General features: G+C 71.9%; 19 protein-coding genes (1 of these 19 cut by a window edge). 4 read left to right on the top strand and 15 right to left on the bottom strand.

The features are described from left to right. Positions 1-64: 64 nt before the first annotated feature. The 6 genes from ACFSHS_RS11855 to ACFSHS_RS11830 all read right to left on the bottom strand — a co-directional run bounded on the left by ACFSHS_RS11855 (position 65) and on the right by ACFSHS_RS11830 (position 7,598). Positions 65-1,321 carry an ABC transporter ATP-binding protein gene (locus tag ACFSHS_RS11855; RefSeq protein ID WP_376875807.1) on the bottom strand — a complete coding sequence of 419 codons (1,257 nt, stop codon included), beginning with the start codon at positions 1,319-1,321 and terminating at the stop codon, positions 65-67. 64 nt (positions 1,322-1,385) lie between these two features. Next, on the bottom strand, positions 1,386-2,219 hold the full coding sequence (locus tag ACFSHS_RS11850; protein ID WP_376875804.1) for a carbohydrate ABC transporter permease: 834 nt from the start codon (positions 2,217-2,219) through the stop codon (positions 1,386-1,388). 3 nt (positions 2,220-2,222) lie between these two features. Further along, positions 2,223-3,182 (bottom strand): carbohydrate ABC transporter permease, encoded by a 960-nt coding sequence (locus tag ACFSHS_RS11845; RefSeq protein WP_376875801.1) that lies wholly within the window; start codon positions 3,180-3,182, stop codon positions 2,223-2,225. Next, positions 3,179-4,531, bottom strand: coding sequence for an extracellular solute-binding protein (locus tag ACFSHS_RS11840; protein WP_376875798.1), 1,353 nt, complete (start codon positions 4,529-4,531; stop codon positions 3,179-3,181). Before ACFSHS_RS11840 ends, ACFSHS_RS11845 begins: the two co-directional genes overlap by 4 nt. 139 nt (positions 4,532-4,670) lie before the next feature. Next, positions 4,671-5,909, bottom strand: a complete 1,239-nt coding sequence (locus ACFSHS_RS11835) for a DUF4032 domain-containing protein (RefSeq protein WP_376875795.1) — start codon at positions 5,907-5,909, stop codon at positions 4,671-4,673. Between the two features lie 177 nt (positions 5,910-6,086). Beyond that, positions 6,087-7,598, bottom strand: a complete 1,512-nt coding sequence (locus ACFSHS_RS11830) for a potassium/proton antiporter (RefSeq protein WP_376875792.1) — start codon at positions 7,596-7,598, stop codon at positions 6,087-6,089. A 121-nt stretch (positions 7,599-7,719) separates the two neighbouring features. Here ACFSHS_RS11830 and ileS point away from each other — a divergent pair, with 121 nt between their 5' ends. Further along, positions 7,720-10,887, top strand: coding sequence for an isoleucine--tRNA ligase (ileS, locus tag ACFSHS_RS11825; protein ID WP_376875789.1), 3,168 nt, complete (start codon positions 7,720-7,722; stop codon positions 10,885-10,887). Positions 10,888-10,968: 81 nt separating this feature from the next. On the opposite strand, the gene ACFSHS_RS11820 is transcribed toward ileS, so the two are convergent. Next, positions 10,969-11,550, bottom strand: coding sequence for a hypothetical protein (locus tag ACFSHS_RS11820; RefSeq protein ID WP_376875786.1), 582 nt, complete (start codon positions 11,548-11,550; stop codon positions 10,969-10,971). A gap of 52 nt (positions 11,551-11,602) precedes the next feature. Next, a complete protein-coding gene (locus tag ACFSHS_RS11815; protein WP_376875783.1) occupies positions 11,603-12,724 on the bottom strand; it encodes an ABC transporter ATP-binding protein in 1,122 nt (373 codons plus the stop codon). Between the two features lie 305 nt (positions 12,725-13,029). Here ACFSHS_RS11815 and ACFSHS_RS11810 point away from each other — a divergent pair, with 305 nt between their 5' ends. The 3 genes from ACFSHS_RS11810 to ACFSHS_RS11800 all read left to right on the top strand — a co-directional run bounded on the left by ACFSHS_RS11810 (position 13,030) and on the right by ACFSHS_RS11800 (position 16,455). Continuing rightward, the gene (locus tag ACFSHS_RS11810) at positions 13,030-14,400 is read left to right on the top strand and encodes an ABC transporter substrate-binding protein (RefSeq protein ID WP_376875780.1); all 1,371 of its coding nucleotides are present in this window, start codon (positions 13,030-13,032) and stop codon (positions 14,398-14,400) included. Positions 14,401-14,548: 148 nt separating this feature from the next. Then, positions 14,549-15,538, top strand: coding sequence for a carbohydrate ABC transporter permease (locus ACFSHS_RS11805; protein ID WP_376875777.1), 990 nt, complete (start codon positions 14,549-14,551; stop codon positions 15,536-15,538). Then, complete coding sequence (locus tag ACFSHS_RS11800) at positions 15,535-16,455, top strand: carbohydrate ABC transporter permease (RefSeq protein ID WP_376875774.1); 921 nt, start codon at positions 15,535-15,537, stop codon at positions 16,453-16,455. Before ACFSHS_RS11805 ends, ACFSHS_RS11800 begins: the two co-directional genes overlap by 4 nt. A gap of 177 nt (positions 16,456-16,632) precedes the next feature. Here ACFSHS_RS11800 and ACFSHS_RS11795 read toward each other — a convergent pair whose 3' ends face one another. The 7 genes from ACFSHS_RS11795 to ftsZ form a co-directional block, all read right to left on the bottom strand. After that, positions 16,633-17,352 (bottom strand): DivIVA domain-containing protein, encoded by a 720-nt coding sequence (locus ACFSHS_RS11795; protein WP_376875771.1) that lies wholly within the window; start codon positions 17,350-17,352, stop codon positions 16,633-16,635. 109 nt (positions 17,353-17,461) lie between these two features. Further along, entirely contained in the window at positions 17,462-17,758 is a 297-nt protein-coding gene (locus tag ACFSHS_RS11790) for a YggT family protein (RefSeq protein WP_376875768.1), read from the bottom strand. Positions 17,759-17,825: 67 nt separating this feature from the next. Then, positions 17,826-18,638 (bottom strand): cell division protein SepF, encoded by an 813-nt coding sequence (locus ACFSHS_RS22570; RefSeq protein ID WP_458199747.1) that lies wholly within the window; start codon positions 18,636-18,638, stop codon positions 17,826-17,828. A gap of 50 nt (positions 18,639-18,688) precedes the next feature. Next, positions 18,689-19,453, bottom strand: coding sequence for a YggS family pyridoxal phosphate-dependent enzyme (locus tag ACFSHS_RS11780; RefSeq protein WP_376875765.1), 765 nt, complete (start codon positions 19,451-19,453; stop codon positions 18,689-18,691). Between the two features lie 83 nt (positions 19,454-19,536). Beyond that, the gene (gene pgeF / locus ACFSHS_RS11775) at positions 19,537-20,268 is read right to left on the bottom strand and encodes a peptidoglycan editing factor PgeF (protein ID WP_376875762.1); all 732 of its coding nucleotides are present in this window, start codon (positions 20,266-20,268) and stop codon (positions 19,537-19,539) included. A gap of 96 nt (positions 20,269-20,364) precedes the next feature. Beyond that, positions 20,365-20,490 (bottom strand): hypothetical protein, encoded by a 126-nt coding sequence (locus tag ACFSHS_RS11770; RefSeq protein WP_376875759.1) that lies wholly within the window; start codon positions 20,488-20,490, stop codon positions 20,365-20,367. Next, a protein-coding gene (ftsZ, locus tag ACFSHS_RS11765) for a cell division protein FtsZ (RefSeq protein WP_465252826.1) crosses the window boundary here: on the bottom strand, positions 20,487-20,525 show its 3' portion. 1,080 nt of this gene lie beyond the right edge of the window; the window shows 39 of its 1,119 coding nt (coding positions 1,081-1,119); its start codon lies beyond the right edge, outside the window — the gene reads right to left on this strand; it ends in the stop codon at positions 20,487-20,489. The genes ACFSHS_RS11770 and ftsZ overlap by 4 nt, the downstream gene beginning before the upstream one ends.

Below are 20,525 nucleotides of genomic sequence, written 5' to 3'. Positions count from 1 at the left end.
ACGGCCGCCCTCCAGGGTCCCGCGCCGAGCGGGCGAGGCGTGGGGGAAGGGTCGTCCTCTCCGTTCAGGCAGCCCCGACCCTGGTGGTACCGCCCGTGGCCTCGTCGACCTGCTCGACCCGGTCCTGCGTCGCCATCCGCGTCAGCTCGGCGCCGGCCTCGGCGTCGCGGGTCAGGTTCTCCCCGGAGGTGGGGTCGAAGACGTGCACCTTGCGGCTGTCGAGCCAGAACTCGGCCTCTCGGCCCTCACGGATCCGGCTGGTCGAGTCGATGGAGACGATCGCCTGGGTGCGCAGCTCCTCGGAGTCCAGCTCCCGCGACAGGTCGCGCAGCTGCGCGGTCACCGCCTCGGGCGCCTCGTAGGGGATGTAGGCGAACTGGGAGTCGCCGAGCCACTCGGTGACGTCGACCCGCGCGCGGAAGAGCGACCCGAGCGGGCGCTTGGCCTCGTCGACCAGCGACGCGTCCTCGAAGTACTCCGGACGGATGCCGACCAGGAGGAGGTCGCGGCCGCGCACCGCGGCGGCCCGGCGCTCGTCGAGCTGGATCGTGCCGAACGGTGTCCTCAACCCGTTGCCCTCGGGCGTCGCCGGCAGGAAGTTCATGGGGGGCGAGCCGATGAAGCCGGCCACGAAGAGGTTGACCGGCTGCTCGTAGAGCTCGCGCGGCGAGGCGACCTGCTGGATCTTCCCCTTGCGGAGCACGCACACCCGGTCGCCGAGCGTCATCGCCTCGGTCTGGTCGTGGGTGACGTAGACCGTCGTGATCCCCAGCCGCCGCTGCAGCCGGGCGATCTCCGTCCGCATCTGCCCGCGCAGCTTGGCGTCGAGGTTGGACAGCGGCTCGTCGAAGAGGAAGGCCTCGGCCTGCCGGACGATGGCCCGCCCCATGGCGACGCGCTGCCGCTGGCCACCCGAGAGGTTGGCCGGCTTGCGCTCGAGGTGGTCCTTGAGCTCGAGCACCTCGGCGGCCTCGGTAACGCGGCGGCGCACCTCCTCGTCGGGGGTCTTCGACAGCCGCAGCGGGAAGGCGATGTTCTCGTACACCGTCATGTGCGGGTACAGAGCGTAGTTCTGGAACACCATCGACAGGTTGCGGTCACGGGGTGCCAGGTCGTTCACCCGCTTGCCGCCGATGATCATGTCACCGCTGGTGATGTCCTCCAGCCCCACGATCATCCGGAGCAGCGTCGACTTCCCGCAGCCGGAGGGGCCGACCAGGATCATGAACTCCCCGTCGGCGATGTCCAGGCTGACGTCGTTGACCGCGGGGAACCCGTCGCCGTACTGCTTGACGATGTTGCGCATCTCGATCGAAGCCATCAGATCTCGTCCCCTCGGTGGGTCGGCGATGTGCTGGTAGTTGGTGGCCGGAGCACGGTCCGCGTCATCCCTTGACCGCGCCATTGGTCAGGCCGGCGACGATGCGCCGCTGGAAGAGGAGGACCAGGACGACGACGGGGATCGTGACGATGACCGCGGCCGCGGCGATCGCCCCCGTCGGGTCCTCGAACTGCGACGCACCGCTGAACAGGCCCAGCGCCGCGGGCACCGGTCGCGCCGCCTCGGTGGAGGTCAGCACGATGCCGTACACGAAGTCGTTCCAGGCGATGAAGAAGGCGATGATCGCCGTCGTGAACACGCCCGGCGCGGCGAGCGGGACGATCACCTTGCGGAAGGCCTGCCACGTCGTGGCGCCGTCGACCTGGGCGGCCTGCTCCATCTCCCAGGGGATCTCCCGGAAGAACGCGGACATGGTCCAGATCGAGATGGGCAACGTGAGCGACAGGTACGGGAGGATGAGCCCCGGCCACGTGTCGTAGAGCCCGATCTGGCGCCACACGTTGAACAGCGGCGTGACGATCGAGATAACCGGGAAGATCGCCACCGCCAGCGCCGTCGAGAGGATCAGCCGCTTGCCGCGGAAGTCCAGCCGGGCGATGGCGTAGGCGGCGAACATCGCGAGCACGCAGGAGATGGCGGTCGCGATGAGGCAGATCCCGAACGAGTTCCGCAGTGAGGGCAGGAACAGGTCGCTGGCACTGCCGGTCAGGATCGTCTGGTAGTTCACCCAGGACACGTTGGTCGGGGTGAACTGGCCGTTGGCGATGTCCGACGGCGCCTTGAGCGAGATGGAGATGATCCAGGCGATGGGGAACAGCGCGTAGAGGACGATGACCGCTCCGCCGATCCACCACATGACCTTCTTGCGCGTGGACATGTGCTACTCCCCCCGTGCCTGCGACAGGTCGACCTTGAAGCCCTTGATGAAGCCGAAGGCGATCATCACGACCACGATGAACAGCAGGACGGAGACCGCGGACCCGAGTCCGATCTCGAGCCGGGCGATCGTCTGCCGGTAGGCCAGGAACGACACCGACTCGGTGCCGTTGGCGCCGGCGGTCATGATGAAGATGCTGTCGAAGACCCGGAACGCGTCCAGGGTGCGGAACAGCAGGGCGACCATGATCGCCGCCTTCATGTTCGGGATCGTGACCCGCCACAGCCGCTGCCACCAGGTGGCGCCGTCGACCTGGGCCGCCTCCTGCAGCACGTCGGGCACCTGAGCCAGACCGGCGAGCAGCAGCAGCGAGATGAACGGCGTGGTCTTCCAGATCTCGGCCAGGCAGATGACCAGGATCGACGTGCCCCAGTCGCCGAACCAGTCGGTGTCCGCCGCGACGCCGGGGAGCCAGGCGAACCAGCTGTTGACGAACCCGGTGTTGATGTCGAAGGCGAACTGCCAGGCGAAGGCCGACACCACGGTGATGACCGCGTACGGGATGAGGATGGCCGCCCGGACGACCGGCCGGATGGACTTCAGCGCCTTGGCCATCACCATCGCCAGGGCGAAGCCGAGGACCAGCTCCACCGCGACCGTGATGACGGTGATGAGGACGGTCACCCAGATCGACTGCCACCACAGGGAGTCGGTGAGGATCACCCAGTAGTTGCCCAGCCCGTTGAAGGCGCGGTTGTCGGGGTCGGTGAGCCGGTAGGAGAACAGCGACTCGTAGACCGCCTGCAGGATCGGGTACGCGGTGACGGCCAGCATCACCACGAAGGCGGGACCGGCCAGCAGCCAGCCCAGCCGTCGCTCCGCTCTCGAGCGGTCACTCAGCCCGTGGGTGGGTGCCGAGACCGGTTCGGTCTTCTTGACCGGCGGCAGCGTCGTCTGGGTCACAGCAGTTGCTCCCCTCGCAGGACTGCGGTGATCAGCTCGCTGGCCTGGTCACCGGTCGTTCCCGGGTCGATCGCGGTCGCCGGGTGGTAGACGCGCTGGAGCGCCCCGGAGACCTCGCTGTAGTAGACGGTCTGGGGTCGCGGCGCCGCCAGCTCCAGGGACTCCCGGATCACCGGCGCCTGCGGGAAGACCTCGAGCACCTCGGGGTCGTCGTAGACCGAGGCCTTGGACGCGGGGTTGCCGTTGGTCGTGAAGTAGTAGGCCTGGTTCTCCTCGGAGACGATGCACTCCGCGGCCTCGAACGCGGCGTCGACGTTCTGGCTGAAGGCGCCGACGACGAGGTTGATCCCCCCGTAGGGCGGCGCGCTCGGCTCGTCCTCGGTCACCCGCGGGTACAGCGCCCAGCCGTAGTCCTCGGGGACGCTGGGGTCGAGCGTGCCGGCCTCGACCGCCCCCAGGGCGCGGCCCCAGACGAACGGCCAGTTGACCATGAAGCCGGCGTCGCCCTCCTCGAAGTCGGTGACGTTGGCGTCCTCGCCGGCCGTGGTGAACGCCGGTCCCCCGACGGTGCTGACCGAGCGCATCACCTCGGCCGCGGCCTGGGCGGCGTCCGAGGTCAGGCCCAGCTGGATGTCTGCGGGGTCGTCGGCCGTCTCCTCGATGATCGAGCCGCCGGCGGACTCGATGAGGGCGTTGAGCCAGACGGTGAGCGCCTCGGCGCGGATGCCCTGGGCCGCGATGGTGGTGTCCTGGTCCTCCGCGGCCTGCACCAGCTGCTCCCAGGTGACCGGCTGCTCCATGTCCAGGCCGGCCGCCTCGGCGACGGACTTCTTGAACCACAGCAGCTGGGTGTTGGCCCAGAACGGGATGGCGACCAGTTCGTCGTTCCACGTCGAGCCGTCGATGGCGCTCTGGACGACGCCCTCCGTGACGCGCTCGGCCACGTCCTCGGGCACCGGGGCGGTGAACCCGGCCTCGGCGAACTCGGGGATGTAGGGCGGGTCCAGGCTCACCAGGTCGATCGACTCGTCCTCCGCGGCCAGGCGGCGGATCAGCTGCTCCCGCTGCTGCGAGGACTCGCGGGGCAGCTGCGCGGTGCGGATCGTGTAGGCGCCGCCGGCCTCCTCCGTGCACCGGCTGGCGATCTCGGCCTGGCCGCCGGCGTCCGGGTTGATGTACCAGGTGAGGGTCGACGCCCCGCCGTCGTCGGAGCCGCAGGCGGCCAGCGTGCCGGCCGTGACCAGAAGGGCGGCGGCGCCGGCGATCCCTCGTCGAGGGGATCTCGTCCCGGCCCTTCGGGTGGAGGACGACCCGCCTCTGGATCGTCCGTGGCCAGCAGCTTTCGGCATCGGTCATCTCCTCCGATGGCGCGACGGGACGGGTGGTCACCGCGGTTCTCGGAGCGTGGTGCAGCTCACAGAGAGTGTCAATTCGAACCGGCACGGAGCCGCCGATCGCGACCGGAACGAGACGTGACCGCCGGTCCGGTCAGGCGTTCGGGCCGAGCTCCGCGATCACCGACGGTGTGGTGACCTCACGAGGTGTGCGGGGCAGCACGGTGTCGAAGTAGGAGCGGGCCGCCTCCGCCGTCCCGACGTCGCGCTGCGCCTTCTCGGAGAGGAACCACCGGTGCTCCAGCACCTCGTGGAACACCTCGGCCGGGGCCAGGCGGCCCATCAGGTCGCGGGGAATCGCCTCGACGACCGGCTGGTAGACCTCTGCGAGCCACCGGTGCGCGGCGAAGGACTCCGACACCGGCCCCCCGGCCTTCGACTCCAGGTCGGCGCGGAAGGCCCGGATGTCGTTGAGCAGGCGCCGGGCCTGCCGTTCCTGCACCTCGAGGCCGGTCAGCCGGAACAGCTCCCGCCGGTGCTGGCCGGGCTCGGCGACGCGGGTCTCGACGCGCAGCTTCGCGCCCTCGGGAGAGGTGATCAGCTCGACCTCGCCCACGTCGAAGCCGAGGTCGTTGAGGCGCTGCAGCCGCTCGGCGATCCGCCACTGCTGCTCGTCGACGCCGAACACCTGCTCGTGGGTCACCTCGTCCCACAGCGCCTCGTAGCGCGGCGCGAGGCTGTCGGCGACCTCGATCGGATCGATGTCGTCGGGGAGCAGGCCGCCGAACTGCAGGTCGAGCAGCTCCGCGCCGACCCGCTCGCGCGCCAGGTCGACGTCGTACGCCCGCTGGCCGGGCGAGAGGGTGGGATAGCGCTCGACGGTCTCGGCGTCGACGAGGTAGGCGGCCAGCGCCCCCGCATCCGGCCGGAAGAGGGTGTTCGACAGGGAGCAGTCGCCCCAGAAGACGCCGGCCAGGTGGAGCCGGACCATCAGCTCCACCATCGTGTCCAGGAGCCGCTCGGCGGAGTGCTCGCCCCGGGGGCTGGAGAACAGCCAGCGGTAGGACATCGAGTACTCCAGGTACCGAGTCACCAGGATGGCCTCCTGGTCCCGCGGCCGGTCGACGCAGATGCCGAGCACGGACACGGTCGGCAGCCCCTCCTCCTCGAACTCGCCGAGGAGCCGGTACTCGTGCCGCGCGAGCCGCTCGTTGATCTCCTTCAGCGCGAAGACGTGCCGGCCGGTGGCCACGAACCGGACGACGTGCCGCGAGATCCCTCGCTGCGGCACCTCGAGCAGCAGGCTCGGGTCCCACTCGGCCAGCGGCCGGTCCCAGGGCAGGCTGAGCAGACCCGTCGCCTCGGCGGCGGGCGGCCGGAAGAGGAACCGCATCGCGCGCTCCGTGGTTGTCCGGGTGGACGCCGTCCAGTGAGGGTCACCATCCCACGCCCGGCCTCCCGCCGCTCGGCCCCCGCAGGGCCCCGCCGACGGCCCGGTGACGTACTGGAGAGGCCACCGTTCAGGGACCCGCGGCAGGCCCGCGAGGCGTGGGGGAACGGTGGTCCTTCTTCAGTCGGCCTCGGTCGCGCGCCCGTCCTCGCCCCGCCAGCTGGCCAGCCGGCCGGCGCGGCTCACGGCGCGCAGGCGGCGCTCGGCCTCGGGCCGGGACCGGCGGGCCGACACCAGCAGCGCCTGGTCGCCCCGCATGAGGCGGGTCGTGGCGTCGGGCACGAACGAGCGGCCGTCGCGGACGATGAGCACCACCGCGGCGTCCTCGGGCAGCCGCAGCTCGGGGAGGTACACGCCGTGCAGCCGGGAACCGGGCGGCACGGTCAGCTGGATGAGCTCGGCATCGAGCTCCTCGAGCGGCGCGGCCTCGACCTGCACGTCCCGGGGGGTGACGGGGGTGGCGATCCGCAGCCGCCGCGCGACCCAGGGCAGCGACCAGCCCTGGATCACCGTGAAGACGACCACCAGCACGAAGACCGTGTCGAAGACCCTCGTCGCCTCGGGCACCTGCGCCGTCAGCGGGATGATGGCCGCCACGATCGGCACCGCCCCGCGCAGGCCCGCCCAGGAGATGAAGACCTGCTGGGGCCAGGGGAACCGGAACCACACCAGGCTGGCCACCACCGACAGCGGCCGGGCGAGCAGCAGCAGCGCGACGCCCACGACGAGCGCCGGCCCCACCGCCTCGGGCAGCCGGCCGGGGGACACGAGCAGACCGAGCAGCACGAACAGCCCGATCTGCGCGAGCGAGGCCATGCCCTCGGCGAAGCCGACGCTGGCGGTGCGGTGCGGCACCGCGGCGTTGCCGAGCACGACACCGCAGAGGTAGACGGCGACGAAGCCCGACGTGTGCGCCAGCGACGCGGACGAGTACGCGAGGACGCAGAGCGCCAGCGTCGCCAGGGGGTAGAAGCCGGCGACGGGGAGGGCCACCCGGCGCAGCAGCGCGGCGCCCGCGAAGCCGATGCCGATGCCGATGACCGCGCCGCCCGCGAGCTCGGCGGCCACCACCAGGCCCACCAGCCACCACGGCTGCGTCGTCTCCCCCGTGAGCGACTCGGCCAGCACGGTCACCAGCAGGATCACCGGGGCGTCGTTGAGGCCGCTCTCGGCCTCCAGGGAGGCGGCCAGCCGGCGCGGCAGGGGCAGCCGTCGCAGCGTGGCGAAGACGGCGGCGGCGTCGGTGGAGCTGATCACCGCGGCCAGCAGGAGGGCGAAGCCCCAGTCGAAGCCGAGGAGCAGCACGCCGACGGCCGCGGTCACGCCCACGCTGACCCCGACGCCGATGGTGGACAGCGCGACGCCGGGGCCGATCGCCCGGCGGACGTCGGCCCATCTCGTCGTGAGACCGCCCTCGGCCAGGATGACGACGAGCGCGGCGTACCCCAGCGTGTGGGTGAGCCGGTAGTCCTCGAATTGCACGCCCAGCCCGCTCTCGCCCATGGCGATGCCGAGGGCGAGGTACAGCAGCAGGCTGGGCAGGCCCACCCGGTCGGCCAGCCGCAGGGCGATCGCGGCCACCAGGACGACGAGCGCCCCGGCGGCCAGGGCCACGGTGACCGTGGTGTTCACCGGGCACCGTCCATGGGGGCAGTCTCCCGTACGCCCACGTCCCCGCCGTGCCGGTCGGGCCGGCCGGGCCGGCCGCGGACACGCCCGCAAACGGTTTGGCGGGTCGGGGAGAATGGTCCCCGTGAGTGCTGCCTCCCCCGCCGGTCCCTTCACCGCGCTGCCCCCGCAGGTCGACCTGCCCGCCCTGGAGCAGCAGGTCCTGCAGCGCTGGGAGGCCGACAAGGTCTTCGCCCGATCGATGGAGAACACCGCGGGCTCGCCCCAGTGGAACTTCTACGAGGGGCCGCCGACGGCCAACGGCCGGCCGGGCACCCACCACATCGAGGCGCGGGCGTTCAAGGACGTCTTCCCCCGGTTCAAGACCATGCAGGGCTGGCACGTGCCCCGCCGGGCCGGGTGGGACTGCCACGGCCTGCCGGTGGAGATCGCCGTCGAGCAGGAGCTCGGCTTCGCCGGGAAGCCCGACATCGAGCGCTACGGCATCGCCGAGTTCAACGCCCGCTGCCGCGAGTCGGTGGAGCGGCACGTGGACTCGTTCTCCGAGCTCACCCGCCGCATGGGCTACTGGGTCGACATGTCCACCGCCTACTGGACGATGGACCCCGCCTACATCGAGAGCGTCTGGTGGTCGCTCAAGCAGATCTTCGAGAAGGGTCTGCTGGTCGAGGACCACCGGGTGGCGCCCTACTGCCCGCGCTGCGGCACCGGCCTGTCCGACCACGAGGTCGCCCAGGGCTACGAGACCCTCACCGATCCCTCGGTCTACGTCCGCCTGCCGGTCACCAGCGGCGAGTGGGCCGGCAAGGCCGACCTGCTGATCTGGACGACGACGCCGTGGACGCTGCCGTCGAACACCGCCGTCGCCGTCCACCCCGAGGTGACCTACGTCGTCGCGCGGGTGGGCGGCGACGGGCCGGCAGCCGGCACGTTCGTCGTCGCCGAGCCGCTGCTGACCGCCGTCCTCGGCGAGGACGCCGAGGTGCTGGCCCGCACGACCGGCCGGGACTGGGAACGGGTGCACTACCAGCGGCCGTTCGAGCTCGTCGAGTTCCCCGAGGGGGACGCCCACCACGTCGTCCTCGCCGACTACGTCACCACCGACGACGGCACCGGACTGGTGCACCAGTCCCCCGCCTTCGGCGCCGAGGACCTCGCCGTCTGCCGGGCCTACGGGCTGCCGGTCGTCAACCCGATCGACCCGACGGGACACTTCCTCCCCGAGGTCCCGCTGGTCGGTGGGCACTTCTTCAAGGCCGCCGACGCCGCGCTGGTCGAGGACCTGAGCGGGCGGGGCGTCCTGTACCGGGAGCTGCGCTACGAGCACAGCTATCCGCACTGCTGGCGCTGCCACACGCCGCTCATGTACTACGCGCAGCCCTCCTGGTACATCCGCACCAGCGTGATCAAGGAGCAGCTGCTCGCCGAGAACGAGCGGACGCACTGGCACCCGGAGAACATCCAGTGGGGCCGGTACGGCGACTGGCTGCACAACAACGTCGACTGGGCGCTGTCCCGCGACCGCTACTGGGGCACGCCGCTGCCCGTCTGGCGCAACGAGGCCGACCCGACGCGGCTCGTCGTCGTGGGCTCGCTGGCCGAGCTGTCCGAGCTCACCGGCCGCGACCTCACCGATCTCGACCCCCACCGGCCGTTCATCGACGAGGTGACCTTCACCCGGCCCGGCGAGGAGGGCACGTACCGGAGGGTGCCGCAGGTCATCGACGCCTGGTACGACTCCGGCTCGATGCCCTTCGCGCAGTGGGGCGCGCCCTACCGCAACCAGGCGGAGTTCGAGGCGTCGTACCCGGCGCAGTTCATCGCCGAGGCCATCGACCAGACCCGCGGCTGGTTCTACTCGCTCATGGCCGTGGGCACGCTGGTCTTCGGCAGGAACTCGTACGAGAACGTGCTCGTCCTCGGCCACATCCTCGCCGAGGACGGCCGCAAGATGAGCAAGCACCTGGGCAACATCCTCGAGCCCATCCCGCTGATGGACCGGCACGGCGCCGACGCCGTCCGCTGGTTCATGCTCGCCGGCGGCTCGCCGTGGTCGGCCCGCCGGGTCGGTCACGAGACGCTGTCCGAGGTGGTCCGGAAGGTGCTGCTCACCTACTGGAACACGGCCAGCTTCTTCACTCTCTACGCCGAGGCCGCGGGCTGGGACGCCGCCGCCTCGCCCGGTCCGGCGCGGAGCGAGCGGCCGCTGCTGGACCGGTGGGCCCTGGCGGAGCTGGCGTCGGTGACCGACGGCGTCACCGCGGCGCTGGAGGACTTCGACACCCAGGGAGCGGGCCGGCTGATCGCCGGCTTCGTCGACGACCTGTCCAACTGGTACGTGCGCCGCTCGCGGCGGCGGTTCTGGGAGGGTGACCCCGCGGCGCTGGCCACGCTCCACGAGGTGCTCGACGGGCTGACCCGGCTGATGGCCCCCTTCACGCCGTTCGTCACCGACGAGGTGTGGGCCCGGGCGGTGCTGCCGGGTCTCGGGGCGGACGCTCCCGACTCGGTCCACCTCGCCTCCTGGCCGGCCGCCGACGAGGACGCCCGGGACGACGCACTGGTCGCCCAGGTGGCTCTCGTCCGGCGCCTGGTGGAGCTGGGCCGATCGGCCCGGACCTCGGCCAAGGTGCGCACCCGCCAGCCGCTGGCCCGGGCGGTCGTGGCCGCCCCCGGCTGGTCGTCGCTGCCCCGGGACCTGGTGGCCGAGGTGGCCGACGAGCTCAACGTGGTGGACCTCGCCGAGCTCTCCGGCGGCAGCGGGAACCTGGTCGACGTCAGCCTGAAGGTCGACTTCCGGGCCGTCGGACGCCGGCTGGGCAAGCAGGTGCAGGAGGTGGCCAGGGCGGTGGCCGCCGCCGACGCCGCGGAGCTGGCCGCGGCCTATCGCGCGGGCACCGCGACCGTCGACGTCGACGGGACCGCCGTCGCGCTGGAGGAGGGCGACCTGATCGTCACCGAGACGCCGCGGGAGGGCTGGACGGTGGCCAGCGGCAGCGGTCTGACCGTCGCCCTCGACCTCACCCTGACGCCGGAGCTGGAACGGGCCGGTCTCGTCCGCGAGGTGGTGCGCCTGGTCCAGGAGGCACGCAAGTCCAGCGGCCTCGAGGTCAGCGACCGGATCGAGCTGTGGTGGACGGCCGAGGGCGCGGTGGCGCAGGCGCTGAGCGAGCATGCCGACCGGGTCGCCGGCGAGGTCCTGGCCACGCAGGTCCACCCCGCCGAAGCCGGCCCGGGACCGGCGTTCGAGGGACCCGACGGTCTCCGCTTCTGGCTCGCCCGCGCCACCTGATGGAGGACCCCTTCCTCCCCGTCCCTCGCAGGCTCGGGCCGGTGCCCTGGAAGGGGCTCGGGCCGGTGCCCTGGAAGGGGCTTAGGTGCTGCCGGCGGCTTTCCGTGCCCGCGCGCGCTCGGCCAGGTTGCGGTCGGGAGCGCAGACCGCGCACGGGGTGAAGCCGTCGGCGCGCGCCTCGTCCAGGGGCAGGGGGATCGTGGTGCGCCCGGCGAGGTGGACGCACCCGGCCAGGTGGTAGCGCGGGTGTTCGTCGATCACCAGCACCTCGTCGGTGAGATCGACGACGAGGAGCAGGTCGGTGACCTCCACCTCCTCCACCGGGGGGTCCGGCAGGTCCTGCGGCGGCCCGGGCGCGACCGGCGCGGCGGGCGTGGTGGCGCCGGGCGGGGTCGCCGGCGCGTCCGCGGCCTCCGCGCGCTGCACCGCGGCTCCCCCGGCGGTCACCGGGGTGGCGCTGGCGAGCGGATGGGTGGCCGCGGGAGCCGTCGCCGCGGTGGCCCGCGGGGGCGCGTCCACCTGCCGCCGCGCCAGGACGAGCAGGACGGCGGCTACCACGCACACGGCCACGCACGCCCAGTACAGGGTGGTCAGGCCGGTGAGGATGCCCCCGACGAAGAGTCCCAGGCCCAGCAGCACGAGGAGTGCGGCAGCCGCGATCACCGCCGCCCCCTAGGCGCCCGGCGTCTCCGCCGCCCGGCGGCGGAGACCCCTCTCAGCTGTCCGCATGCGAGACCCGCAGGCCGTTCTGCGGGGAGAAGACGTGGGCCTCGCCGGCGCGGATGGCCACGTGGACGATCTCCCCCTTCGCGGGTGGCTTGCGGGCGTCGGCCCGCAGCACCAGAGGCCGGTCCTCGACGTCGTGGACGCCCTCGGGGGTGCCGGTGTGCAGGCGGCCGTAGGCGAAGGCGTCGGAACCCAGCTCCTCCACCACCTGCACCTCGACCGGGAAGCCTTCCCCGGCGCCGACGAACTCGACCGCCTCGGGCCGGAACCCGAGCGTCGCCGTGCGACTGCCCTCCTCGGCCAGCCGCGCCAGGGCCGAACGGGGCAGGGACACGGGGTGCCCGCCGAGGACGGCGCCGCCCTCGGCCAGGGGTACCGACACCAGGTTCATGGCCGGGGACCCGATGAAGCCGGCGACGAACTCGTTGGCGGGCCGGTCGTAGAGGTTGCGGGGCGTGTCGACCTGCTGGAGCACGCCCTCCTTGAGCACCGCCACCCGGTCGCCCATGGTCATGGCCTCGACCTGGTCGTGGGTCACGTAGACCGTCGTCGTCCCCAGCCGGCGCTGCAGCGCGGCGATCTCGGTGCGGGTCTGCACCCGCAGCTTCGCGTCGAGGTTGGACAGCGGCTCGTCCATCAGGAACACCTGCGGCTGGCGCACGATCGCCCGCCCCATCGCGACCCGCTGCCGCTGCCCGCCCGACAGCGCCTTGGGCTTGCGGTCCAGGTACTGCTCGAGGTCGAGCAACTTGGCCGCCTCGCGCACCCGGGCCATGCGCTCCTCCTTGGGCATGCCGGCGATCTTGAGCGCGAAGCCCATGTTGTCGGCCACCGTCATGTGCGGGTACAGCGCGTAGTTCTGGAACACCATGGCGATGTCCCGCTCCTTGGGCGGCAGGTGGGTCACGTCCCGGTCACCGATCCGGATCGTGCCGTCGGTGACCTCCTCCAGCCCGGCGAGCATCCGGAGCGAGGTGGACTTCCCGCACCCGGACGGGCCGACGAGGACCAGGAACTCCCCGTCGGCGATGGACAGGTCGAGCGCGTCGACCGACGGGCGCGTCGCGCCCGGGTAGACGAGCGTGGCCCGGTCGTAGGTGATGGCGGCCATGGAGTTCCCTTCTGCGCCGGTGCAGAGCGGGCCCAACTCTGACATGCGCGCGGTCCCGGAGACCACCCACGTGCCGGCGCGCTACTCGTCCGTGTCCCCGACCGTGACCCGCGCGTGACCTGCGGTTCCCCCGGACGGCGGGCGTCGGGGCCTGTTTCATAACGGTTACAGAACTGTCCCCGCAGGTCGCCGTAGCGCGACGTTATGGTCCCCGGACGAACGTGATGGCGGGCACGGTGCCGAACGCGTCGAGCAAGGCAATGCGGCGACGGAGCCGCAAGGAACCTGAAGGGAAGCACATGAACATGCGCGCGAGAGGTCGGCGGTCGGCGGCCCTGGCCAGCGGCCTCGGAGTGGCCCTGGTGCTCGCCGGCTGCGGCGCCGACGAGACCGGCGGGGACGGCGGCGGAGGGACCTCGGAGGCCTCCGAGCTCACCATCGACTGCGCCCCCTACGAGGAGTTCGGCGATCTGGAGGGCGAGACGGTCAGCGTCTACACCTCGATCGTCGACCCCGAGGACCAGCCGCACATCGACTCCTACGTGCCCTTCGAGGAGTGCACGGGCATCGACGTGCAGTACGAGGGCTCCCGCGAGTTCGAGGCGCAGCTGGTCGTGCGCGTCCAGAGCGGCAACGCCCCCGACATCGCCTTCATCCCGCAGCCGGGGCTCCTGGCGACCCTGGTCGACACCGGCGCCGTCGTCCCCGCTCCCGAGCAGGTCGAGGCCAACGTCGACGAGTACTGGGACGAGAGCTGGAAGGCCTACGGCACCGTCGGCGACACCTTCTACGCCGCCCCGCTCGGGGCCAACGCCAAGTCCTTCGTCTGGTACTCGCCGTCGGCCTTCGAGGAGGCCGGCTACGAGATCCCCCAGACCTGGGACGAGATGATCGAGCTGTCCGACGAGATCGCCGCCACGGGCGCCAAGCCGTGGTGTGCCGGCATCGGCTCCGGTGACGCGACCGGCTGGCCGGCGACGGACTGGCTGGAGGACGTCGTCCTGCGGACCGCGGGCCCCGAGGTCTACGACCAGTGGATCAACCACGAGATCCCGTTCAACGACCCGCGGATCGTCGAGGCGCTCGACGTCGTCGGCGGCATCCTCAAGAACCCCGACTACGTCAACGGCGGCCTCGGCGAGGTGCAGTCCATCGCGTCCACCGAGTTCGGTGACGCCGGTCTGCCCATCCTCGACGGCAGCTGCTGGATGCACCGGCAGGCGTCCTTCTACCAGGCGAACTGGCCCGAGGGCACCGAGGTGGCCGAGGACGGCGACGTCTTCGCCTTCCCGCTGCCGCCCATGGAGGGCGACGCCGCGCCGGTTCTCGGCGGTGGCGAGTTCACCGCCGCGTTCAACGACGACCCGGCCACCCAGGCGCTGCAGACCTACCTGTCCTCGGCCGACTGGGCCAACGTCAAGGCCCAGGTCTCCGGCCCCGGCTGGGTGAGCGCCAACACCGGTCTGGACCCGGAACTGCTGGCCTCGCCCATCGACCAGCTGGCCGCCGAGCTGTTCCAGGACCCCGAGGCGGTCTTCCGCTTCGACGGTTCGGACCTCATGCCCGGTGAGATCGGCGCTGGTGCCCTGTGGACCGAGCTGACCAACTGGATCGCCAACGACAAGCCGACCCAGCAGGTCCTCACCGACGTCGAGAACGCCTGGCCGGCGTCCTGATGTCACCATCCCGGTGACCCACCGTCCCGGGAAGAGGCCCCGGTCAGCCGAGCGCTGACCGGGGCCGCTCCACCCAGCCCCGGAGGCCGGGGGATCGCAGCTGCGCTGCGGTCCCCCGGCGTCCGCTTTCGAGGAGAGGTCGTCAACGGTGTCGTGGTTCCTCGACGCGAACACCACGGGGCACAAGATCGCCCTGATGGTGGTCGCCATCCTGATGTTCGCGGCCGTGATGGGAGCGATCCTGTTCGCCGTCGACCGGCCCAAGCGGGTGCCCAACTGGGTGGTCGCCGCCGGCTTCCTCGGCCCCACCCTGGTGCTGCTGCTGGTGGGCCTGGTCTATCCCGCCCTGGAAACCATCCGCGGCTCCTTCTACGACCGTGACGGCTCGGAGTTCGTGGGTCTGGACAACTACGTCACCGTCTTCACCCAGGACAGCTTCCAGACCGTCCTTCGCAACACCGTCCTCTGGGTGGTGCTGGTCCCGCTGGTGACCACCGGCCTCGGGCTGGTCTACGCCTACCTGGTCGACCGCACCCGCTTCGAGGCGCTCGCCAAGGCCCTGGTCTTCCTCCCCATGGCGATCTCCATGGTCGGTGCCGGCGTCATCTGGAAGTTCGTCTACGAGTACCGCCCCGACCAGCCCGGGGTGAACCAGATCGGCCTGCTCAACCAGCTGCTCGTCCTCGTGGGCATCGAACCGCAGCAGTTCCTGCTCAACCAGCCGTCCAACAACCTGTACCTGATCGTCGTGATGATCTGGATCCAGGCCGGCTTCGCCATGACCGTGCTCTCGGCGGCCATCAAGGCCATCCCCGACGACATCGTCGAGGCCGCCCGGCTCGACGGGGTCAGCGGACTGCAGATGTTCCGCTACGTCACCGTGCCGAGCATCCGCCCGGCCCTGGTCGTCGTCCTGACGACGGTCGCCATCGTCACGCTCAAGGTGTTCGACGTGGTGCGGACCATGACCGGGGGCCAGTTCGGCACGAGCGTCGTGGCCAACGAGTTCTACACGCAGTCCTTCCGCCAGTTCAACGTCGGCCTGGGTGCGGCGCTCGCGGTGCTGCTGTTCGTCCTGGTGATCCCGATCATCGCCTACAACGTCCGTCAGCTGCGCCTGGCCGAGGAGATCCGATGACCACGACGACTCCCGTGATGTCCCCGGCCGCTCTCCAGGAGCGCAAGCTCAGCCGCGCCGAGCGGCGCGCGGTGGCCGCCAAGACCAAGCTGAGCTCGCCGGCGGCGTCCGCCGTGGCCATCGTGATCGCGGTGCTGTGGACCGTGCCCACGCTGGGTCTGCTGGTCACGTCGTTCCGCCCGGAGCTCGACATCCGGCGCTCGGGCTGGTGGACGGTGTTCACCGATCCGACGCTCACCCTCGACAACTACAACGAGGTGCTCTACGGCGGCACGAATTTCGCGTCGCTGTTCGTCAACTCGCTGGTCATCACGCTGCCGGCGGTGGTCATCCCGATCACGCTGGCAGTCCTGGCCGCCTACGCGTTCGCCTGGGTGAAGTTCCGCGGGCGCAACGTGCTGTTCGTCGCCGTCTTCTCCCTGCAGGTGGTGCCGATCCAGGTCACGCTGATCCCGCTGCTGAGCCTCTACGTCGACACCGGCCTGTCGGGCTCGTTCTGGACGATCTGGCTGTCGCACGCCATCTTCGCGCTGCCTCTGGCGGTCTTCCTCCTGCACAACTTCATGAAGGAGATCCCGGCCTCGCTGGTCGAGGCCGCGCGCATGGACGGCGCCGGCCACGTCAAGATCTTCTTCCAGGTCCTGCTGCCGCTGCTGACCCCGGCCATCGCGGCCTTCAGCGTCTTCCAGTTCCTCTGGGTCTGGAACGACCTGCTCGTGGCCCTGACGTTCGCCGGCGGTGCTCCCGAGGTGGCTCCCCTGACGGTGCGCCTGGCGGACATGGTCGGGACCCGTGGCTCCGACTGGTACCTGCTCGCGGCCGGTGCCTTCGTGTCGATCATCCTGCCGCTCGTGGTCTTCCTCGGGCTGCAGCGCTACTTCGTCCGGGGGCTCCTGGCCGGCAGCGTCAAGGGCTGAAGGCCCCCGGAGGAACGCCCGGAAGGACCCTGTCCTCCCCACCGCTCGGCAGGCTCGCGGCGCTGCCCCGGCGGGGCCACCTCGCGGACTGGGGCGGCGCCTGGGAGGCCCGGGCGAACCGGCCCGGACGAGAAAGGGCCCCCGGACATCGTGTCCGGGGGCCCTTCTCGTCGCCGGTTACGCGGGCGCGTGCTGGTTCTGCCGGTTGGCCGCGGCCGGCTCGGCGGACCCGCGGCTGTCCAGGTCGCGCAGGTGCGACTCGAGGTAGGACCGCAGGCGGGTGCGGTACTCGCGCTCGAAGGTGCGCAGTTCCTCGATCTTCCGCTCCAAGCTGCTGCGCTTCTCCTCGAGGCCGCTCATGGCCTCGACGTGGCGGCGCTCGGCGTCCTGCTCGAGGGCGGCGGCCTTGGCGCGGGACTCCCGCTCCATCGTCTCGGCGCGGGTCCGGGCGTCACTGACCATCGACTCGGCGCGGTGCTTGGCCTCGGCCACCATCTGCTCGCTCTTGGCGCGGGCCTCGCTCATCAGCCGCTCGCTGTTGGTCTTGGCCCCGCTGAGCATCTGCTCGGCCTGGGTCTTGGCCTCGTTGACGTACCGGTCGGCGGTCTCGGTGGCCAGGGCGAGCATCCGGGAGGCCCGGGCGCTGTCGTCCTCACGCGCCTGCTGCACCGGCGGGGGCGGCGGTGCCGCGGCCGGAGCCGACGCCGGCACGGGAGCCGGCGCCTCCGCGGCACGACCGACGCTGGCGCGCAGCTCGTTGTTCTCCTCGATCAAGCGGGCCAGCTCGGCCTCCACGACGTCGAGGAAGGCGTCCACCTCGTCCTCGTCGTAGCCCCGCTTGCCGATGGGCGGCTTCTTGAAGACGACGTTGTGCACGTCGGCAGGCGTCAGTGGCATCGGGGTCACCTCGGGTCGGACGGCGGGAACAGGGACGTTCTCGGGCGAGCGGCGGCGGACCTCCGCCTGCTTGCCCGCTCCACGTCCCCGCCCCGGTGGGGGTCAGGAGTCACGCAGCGGCGGCGAGTGAGGTCGTGATGCCACGGAGGAACAACACGGCGATCAACAGCACCATAAACCCGAGGTCCAGTCTGATGGACCCCAGGTTCAGGGGTGGGATGACCTTGCGCACCGCCTTCAGCGGAGGATCTGTCGTGGTGTAGACGACCTCGAGCCCTGCGGCAACGAGCCCGGAGGGACGCCAGCTGCGGGCCAGCACCATCACCCAGTCCACGACGAACCGCGCGAACAGGAGGACGAGGAAGACGAGCAGGACCGACGACACGATCTGCCAGAAGAGAGCCACGGTCCTCGCTCGTTCGGGGCACTGTGCGTGCCGTGTCCACCGTCGCGCGAGTCGCCTCGCGCAGGCCTCAGGACTGGTTGAAGAACCCGCCTTCGCGGATCCGGGCCTTGTCCTCGGCCGTCACGTCGACGTTCTGCGGGCTGAGCAGGAACACCTTCGCCGTGACGCGCTCGATACTACCGCGCAGTCCGAAGGACAGGCCCGCAGCGAAGTCGACGAGGCGCTTGGCGTCGGAATCGTCCATCTCGGTGAGGTTCATGATGACCGGCATGCCCTCCCGGAACCGCTCGCCGATGGTCCGCGCCTCGTTGTAGGTGCGGGGGTGCAGCGTGGTGATCCGGTAGGGCTGCGGCGGCGCGGGCGCCGGCTCGGGCGCGACCACGACCGGCTCGCGGACGGCCAGCTTCGCCGCGGTCGCGCCGACCGGGCCGCTGCCCATGGTGTTGCCGCCCATGGCGTTGCCGCCCACGCCGTTGCTCCCCACACCGTTGCCGCCCACGCCCTTGCCCCCCACGCCGTTGCCGGCCATGGCGCTGCCGCCCATGGTCGGCCCGACCGCGCCGAGGGCGCTCACCCGGGAGGGGCCGCCGGAGGCGCCCGCCGGGGCGATGCCGAGCGGGCGCGCGGCACGCTCGCGGCGCACCGGCAGGGCCTCGGGCTCACGGGCCGGGGGGAGGTCGTCGACGTCGTCCTCGACATAGCCGGCCGAGTACTCGTCGTCGTAGTGGTCGTCGTACCGCTCGTCGGCGTAGCGGCCGCCGTAGCGCCGCTCATGGTCCGGGTGCTCGGACTGACGGGAGTCGTACCGGCCGTAGCCGCGGACGTCATCGTCCTCGACGAGCCCCAGGTAGATCCCCATCCTCCGCATGGCTCCAGCCATCGGACCTCCCCCTCTGCTGGCGTCCTGCGCGTCGCGTCTGTCTGCGGTCGTCACGGCCCCGCGGGTGCTCCGGGGGGCCGGGTGACCGGTGTGACTCGTGTGGCTGGTGAGTTCTGATCTCCGTCGCAGGGTAGGGGCCGATTCCCGAAGAGCGCGGTTCCGACACGCACGATCGTCGAGCCGGCCGCGATCGCCGCCTCCAGGTCGCCGCTCATGCCGGCCGAGAGCTCGACGGCCTCCGGATGGTCGACCCGCACCCGCGCCGCCAGCGCGGCGAGACGGTCGAACGCCGGCCGCGGGTCCTCACCGAGCGGTGCCACCGCCATGAGCCCGCGCAGCCGGAGGCCTTCGCACCCGGCGACGAGGTCGGCCAGGGCCGGCACGTCGGCGGGCGGGGCCCCGCCCCGGGGCGCGGCTCCCCCGGCCGGCCCGCCGAGGTCGACCTGGACCAGCACGTCCACCGGTCGCCCCTGCCGCCCGGCCCGGTCGAGGGCCTGCGCCAGCGAGGGGCGGTCGACCGAGTGGACGGTCGCGCCCAGGCGGGCGACGGCGGCCGCCTTGTTGCGCTGCAGCTGGCCGACGAAGTGCCACCGCAGCGGGAGGTCGGTGAGCTCGCCGGCCTTGCCCACGAGCTCCTGCGCCCGGTTCTCGCCGAAGTCCCGCTGGCCCAGCGCGGCCAGCTCCCGGACGTCGGAGGCCGGCCACGTCTTGCTGATGGCGAGCAGGGCGACCGTCGCGGGGTCGCGGCCGGCCGCACGGGCGGCCGCGGCGATCCGCTCCCGCACCGCGCGCAGGTTCTCCTCCAGGCGAGCCACGGGGACGATCCTGCCCGCTCGCCACGGTCTCTCCGCAAGCCCCCGCCTCCAGCGCCCCGAGCGGCGGGAACCGCAGTGCTCTCTCAGCCGAGCCAGACGATCCCGGCCTGCCGCCCCGTGACGCCGTCACGCCGGTGGGAGAACAGCTGGGGGTCCTCCACGGTGCAGCGCGGGTCCTGGACGACCTCCGGGATCCCGGCACGCCGCAGGCCGTCGGCGACGGCGGCGCGCAGGTCGAGCCCCGGCGTGCCCGCGCGCGTGCGCACCGCCGCGGCGGGTGCGACGCGGGCGACGTCGGCCTGCATCTGCGCCGGCACCTCGTAGCACTCACCGCACACGGCGGGCCCCAGGAGCGCGCTGACGTTGCGGGCGCGCGCACCCAGGCTCGCCATGGCCGACAGCGCGGCGGGGACGACGCCCTTCCCGACGCCCTCCCGTCCGGCGTGGACCGCCGCGACGACGCCGGCCACGGGGTCGGCGATCAGCACCGGGACGCAGTCGGCCACCAGCACGCAGAGGACGAGCCCCGGGGTCGCGGTCACCAGGGCGTCGGTGGCAGCCACCGGACCCGCCTGGGGGCCGTCCACGACGGCGACGGACGCACCGTGCACCTGCTCCATCCAGACCAGCCGGTCCTCGGGCACCCGGAGCTCGCGGGCCACCCTGCTGCGGTTGGCCGCGACGTCGCCCGCGTCGTCGCCCACATGGTCGCCGAGATTGAAGGAGTCGTACGGGGAACGGGACCGGCCGCCCCGCCGGTCTGTGACGACCCTGCGGGGTCGCACCGCCTGCGGAGCGGCCGGGAAGGTGCTCATGTAGGCGAAGCCTACGAGGTGACGGTCCGCTGGAACGGCCCCCTTGCAGGGGCCCCGCCGGGAGCCTGCGAGCGGTGGGGGGGCAAGGGGGTCCTGTTACTGCTTGAGGAACTCCGGGATGTCGAGCTCCTCCTCGAAGTCCTCGCTGGACAACGGACGCCGCCCGGAGACCGGGCCCGGGATCGGCGGCAGCGGCGGAACCGTGATCCCGCCGCCGTTCACCGCGGCCGCCGGGCGGGACGCCGCCGCGGCAGGCG

The sequence above is a fragment of the Blastococcus deserti genome, assembly GCF_042682525.1.
Lineage (GTDB): Bacteria > Actinomycetota > Actinomycetes > Mycobacteriales > Geodermatophilaceae > Blastococcus_B > Blastococcus_B deserti.
The sequence above is the reverse complement of the archived record's forward strand: the minus strand, read 5'-3'. Positions and strand labels throughout refer to the sequence as shown.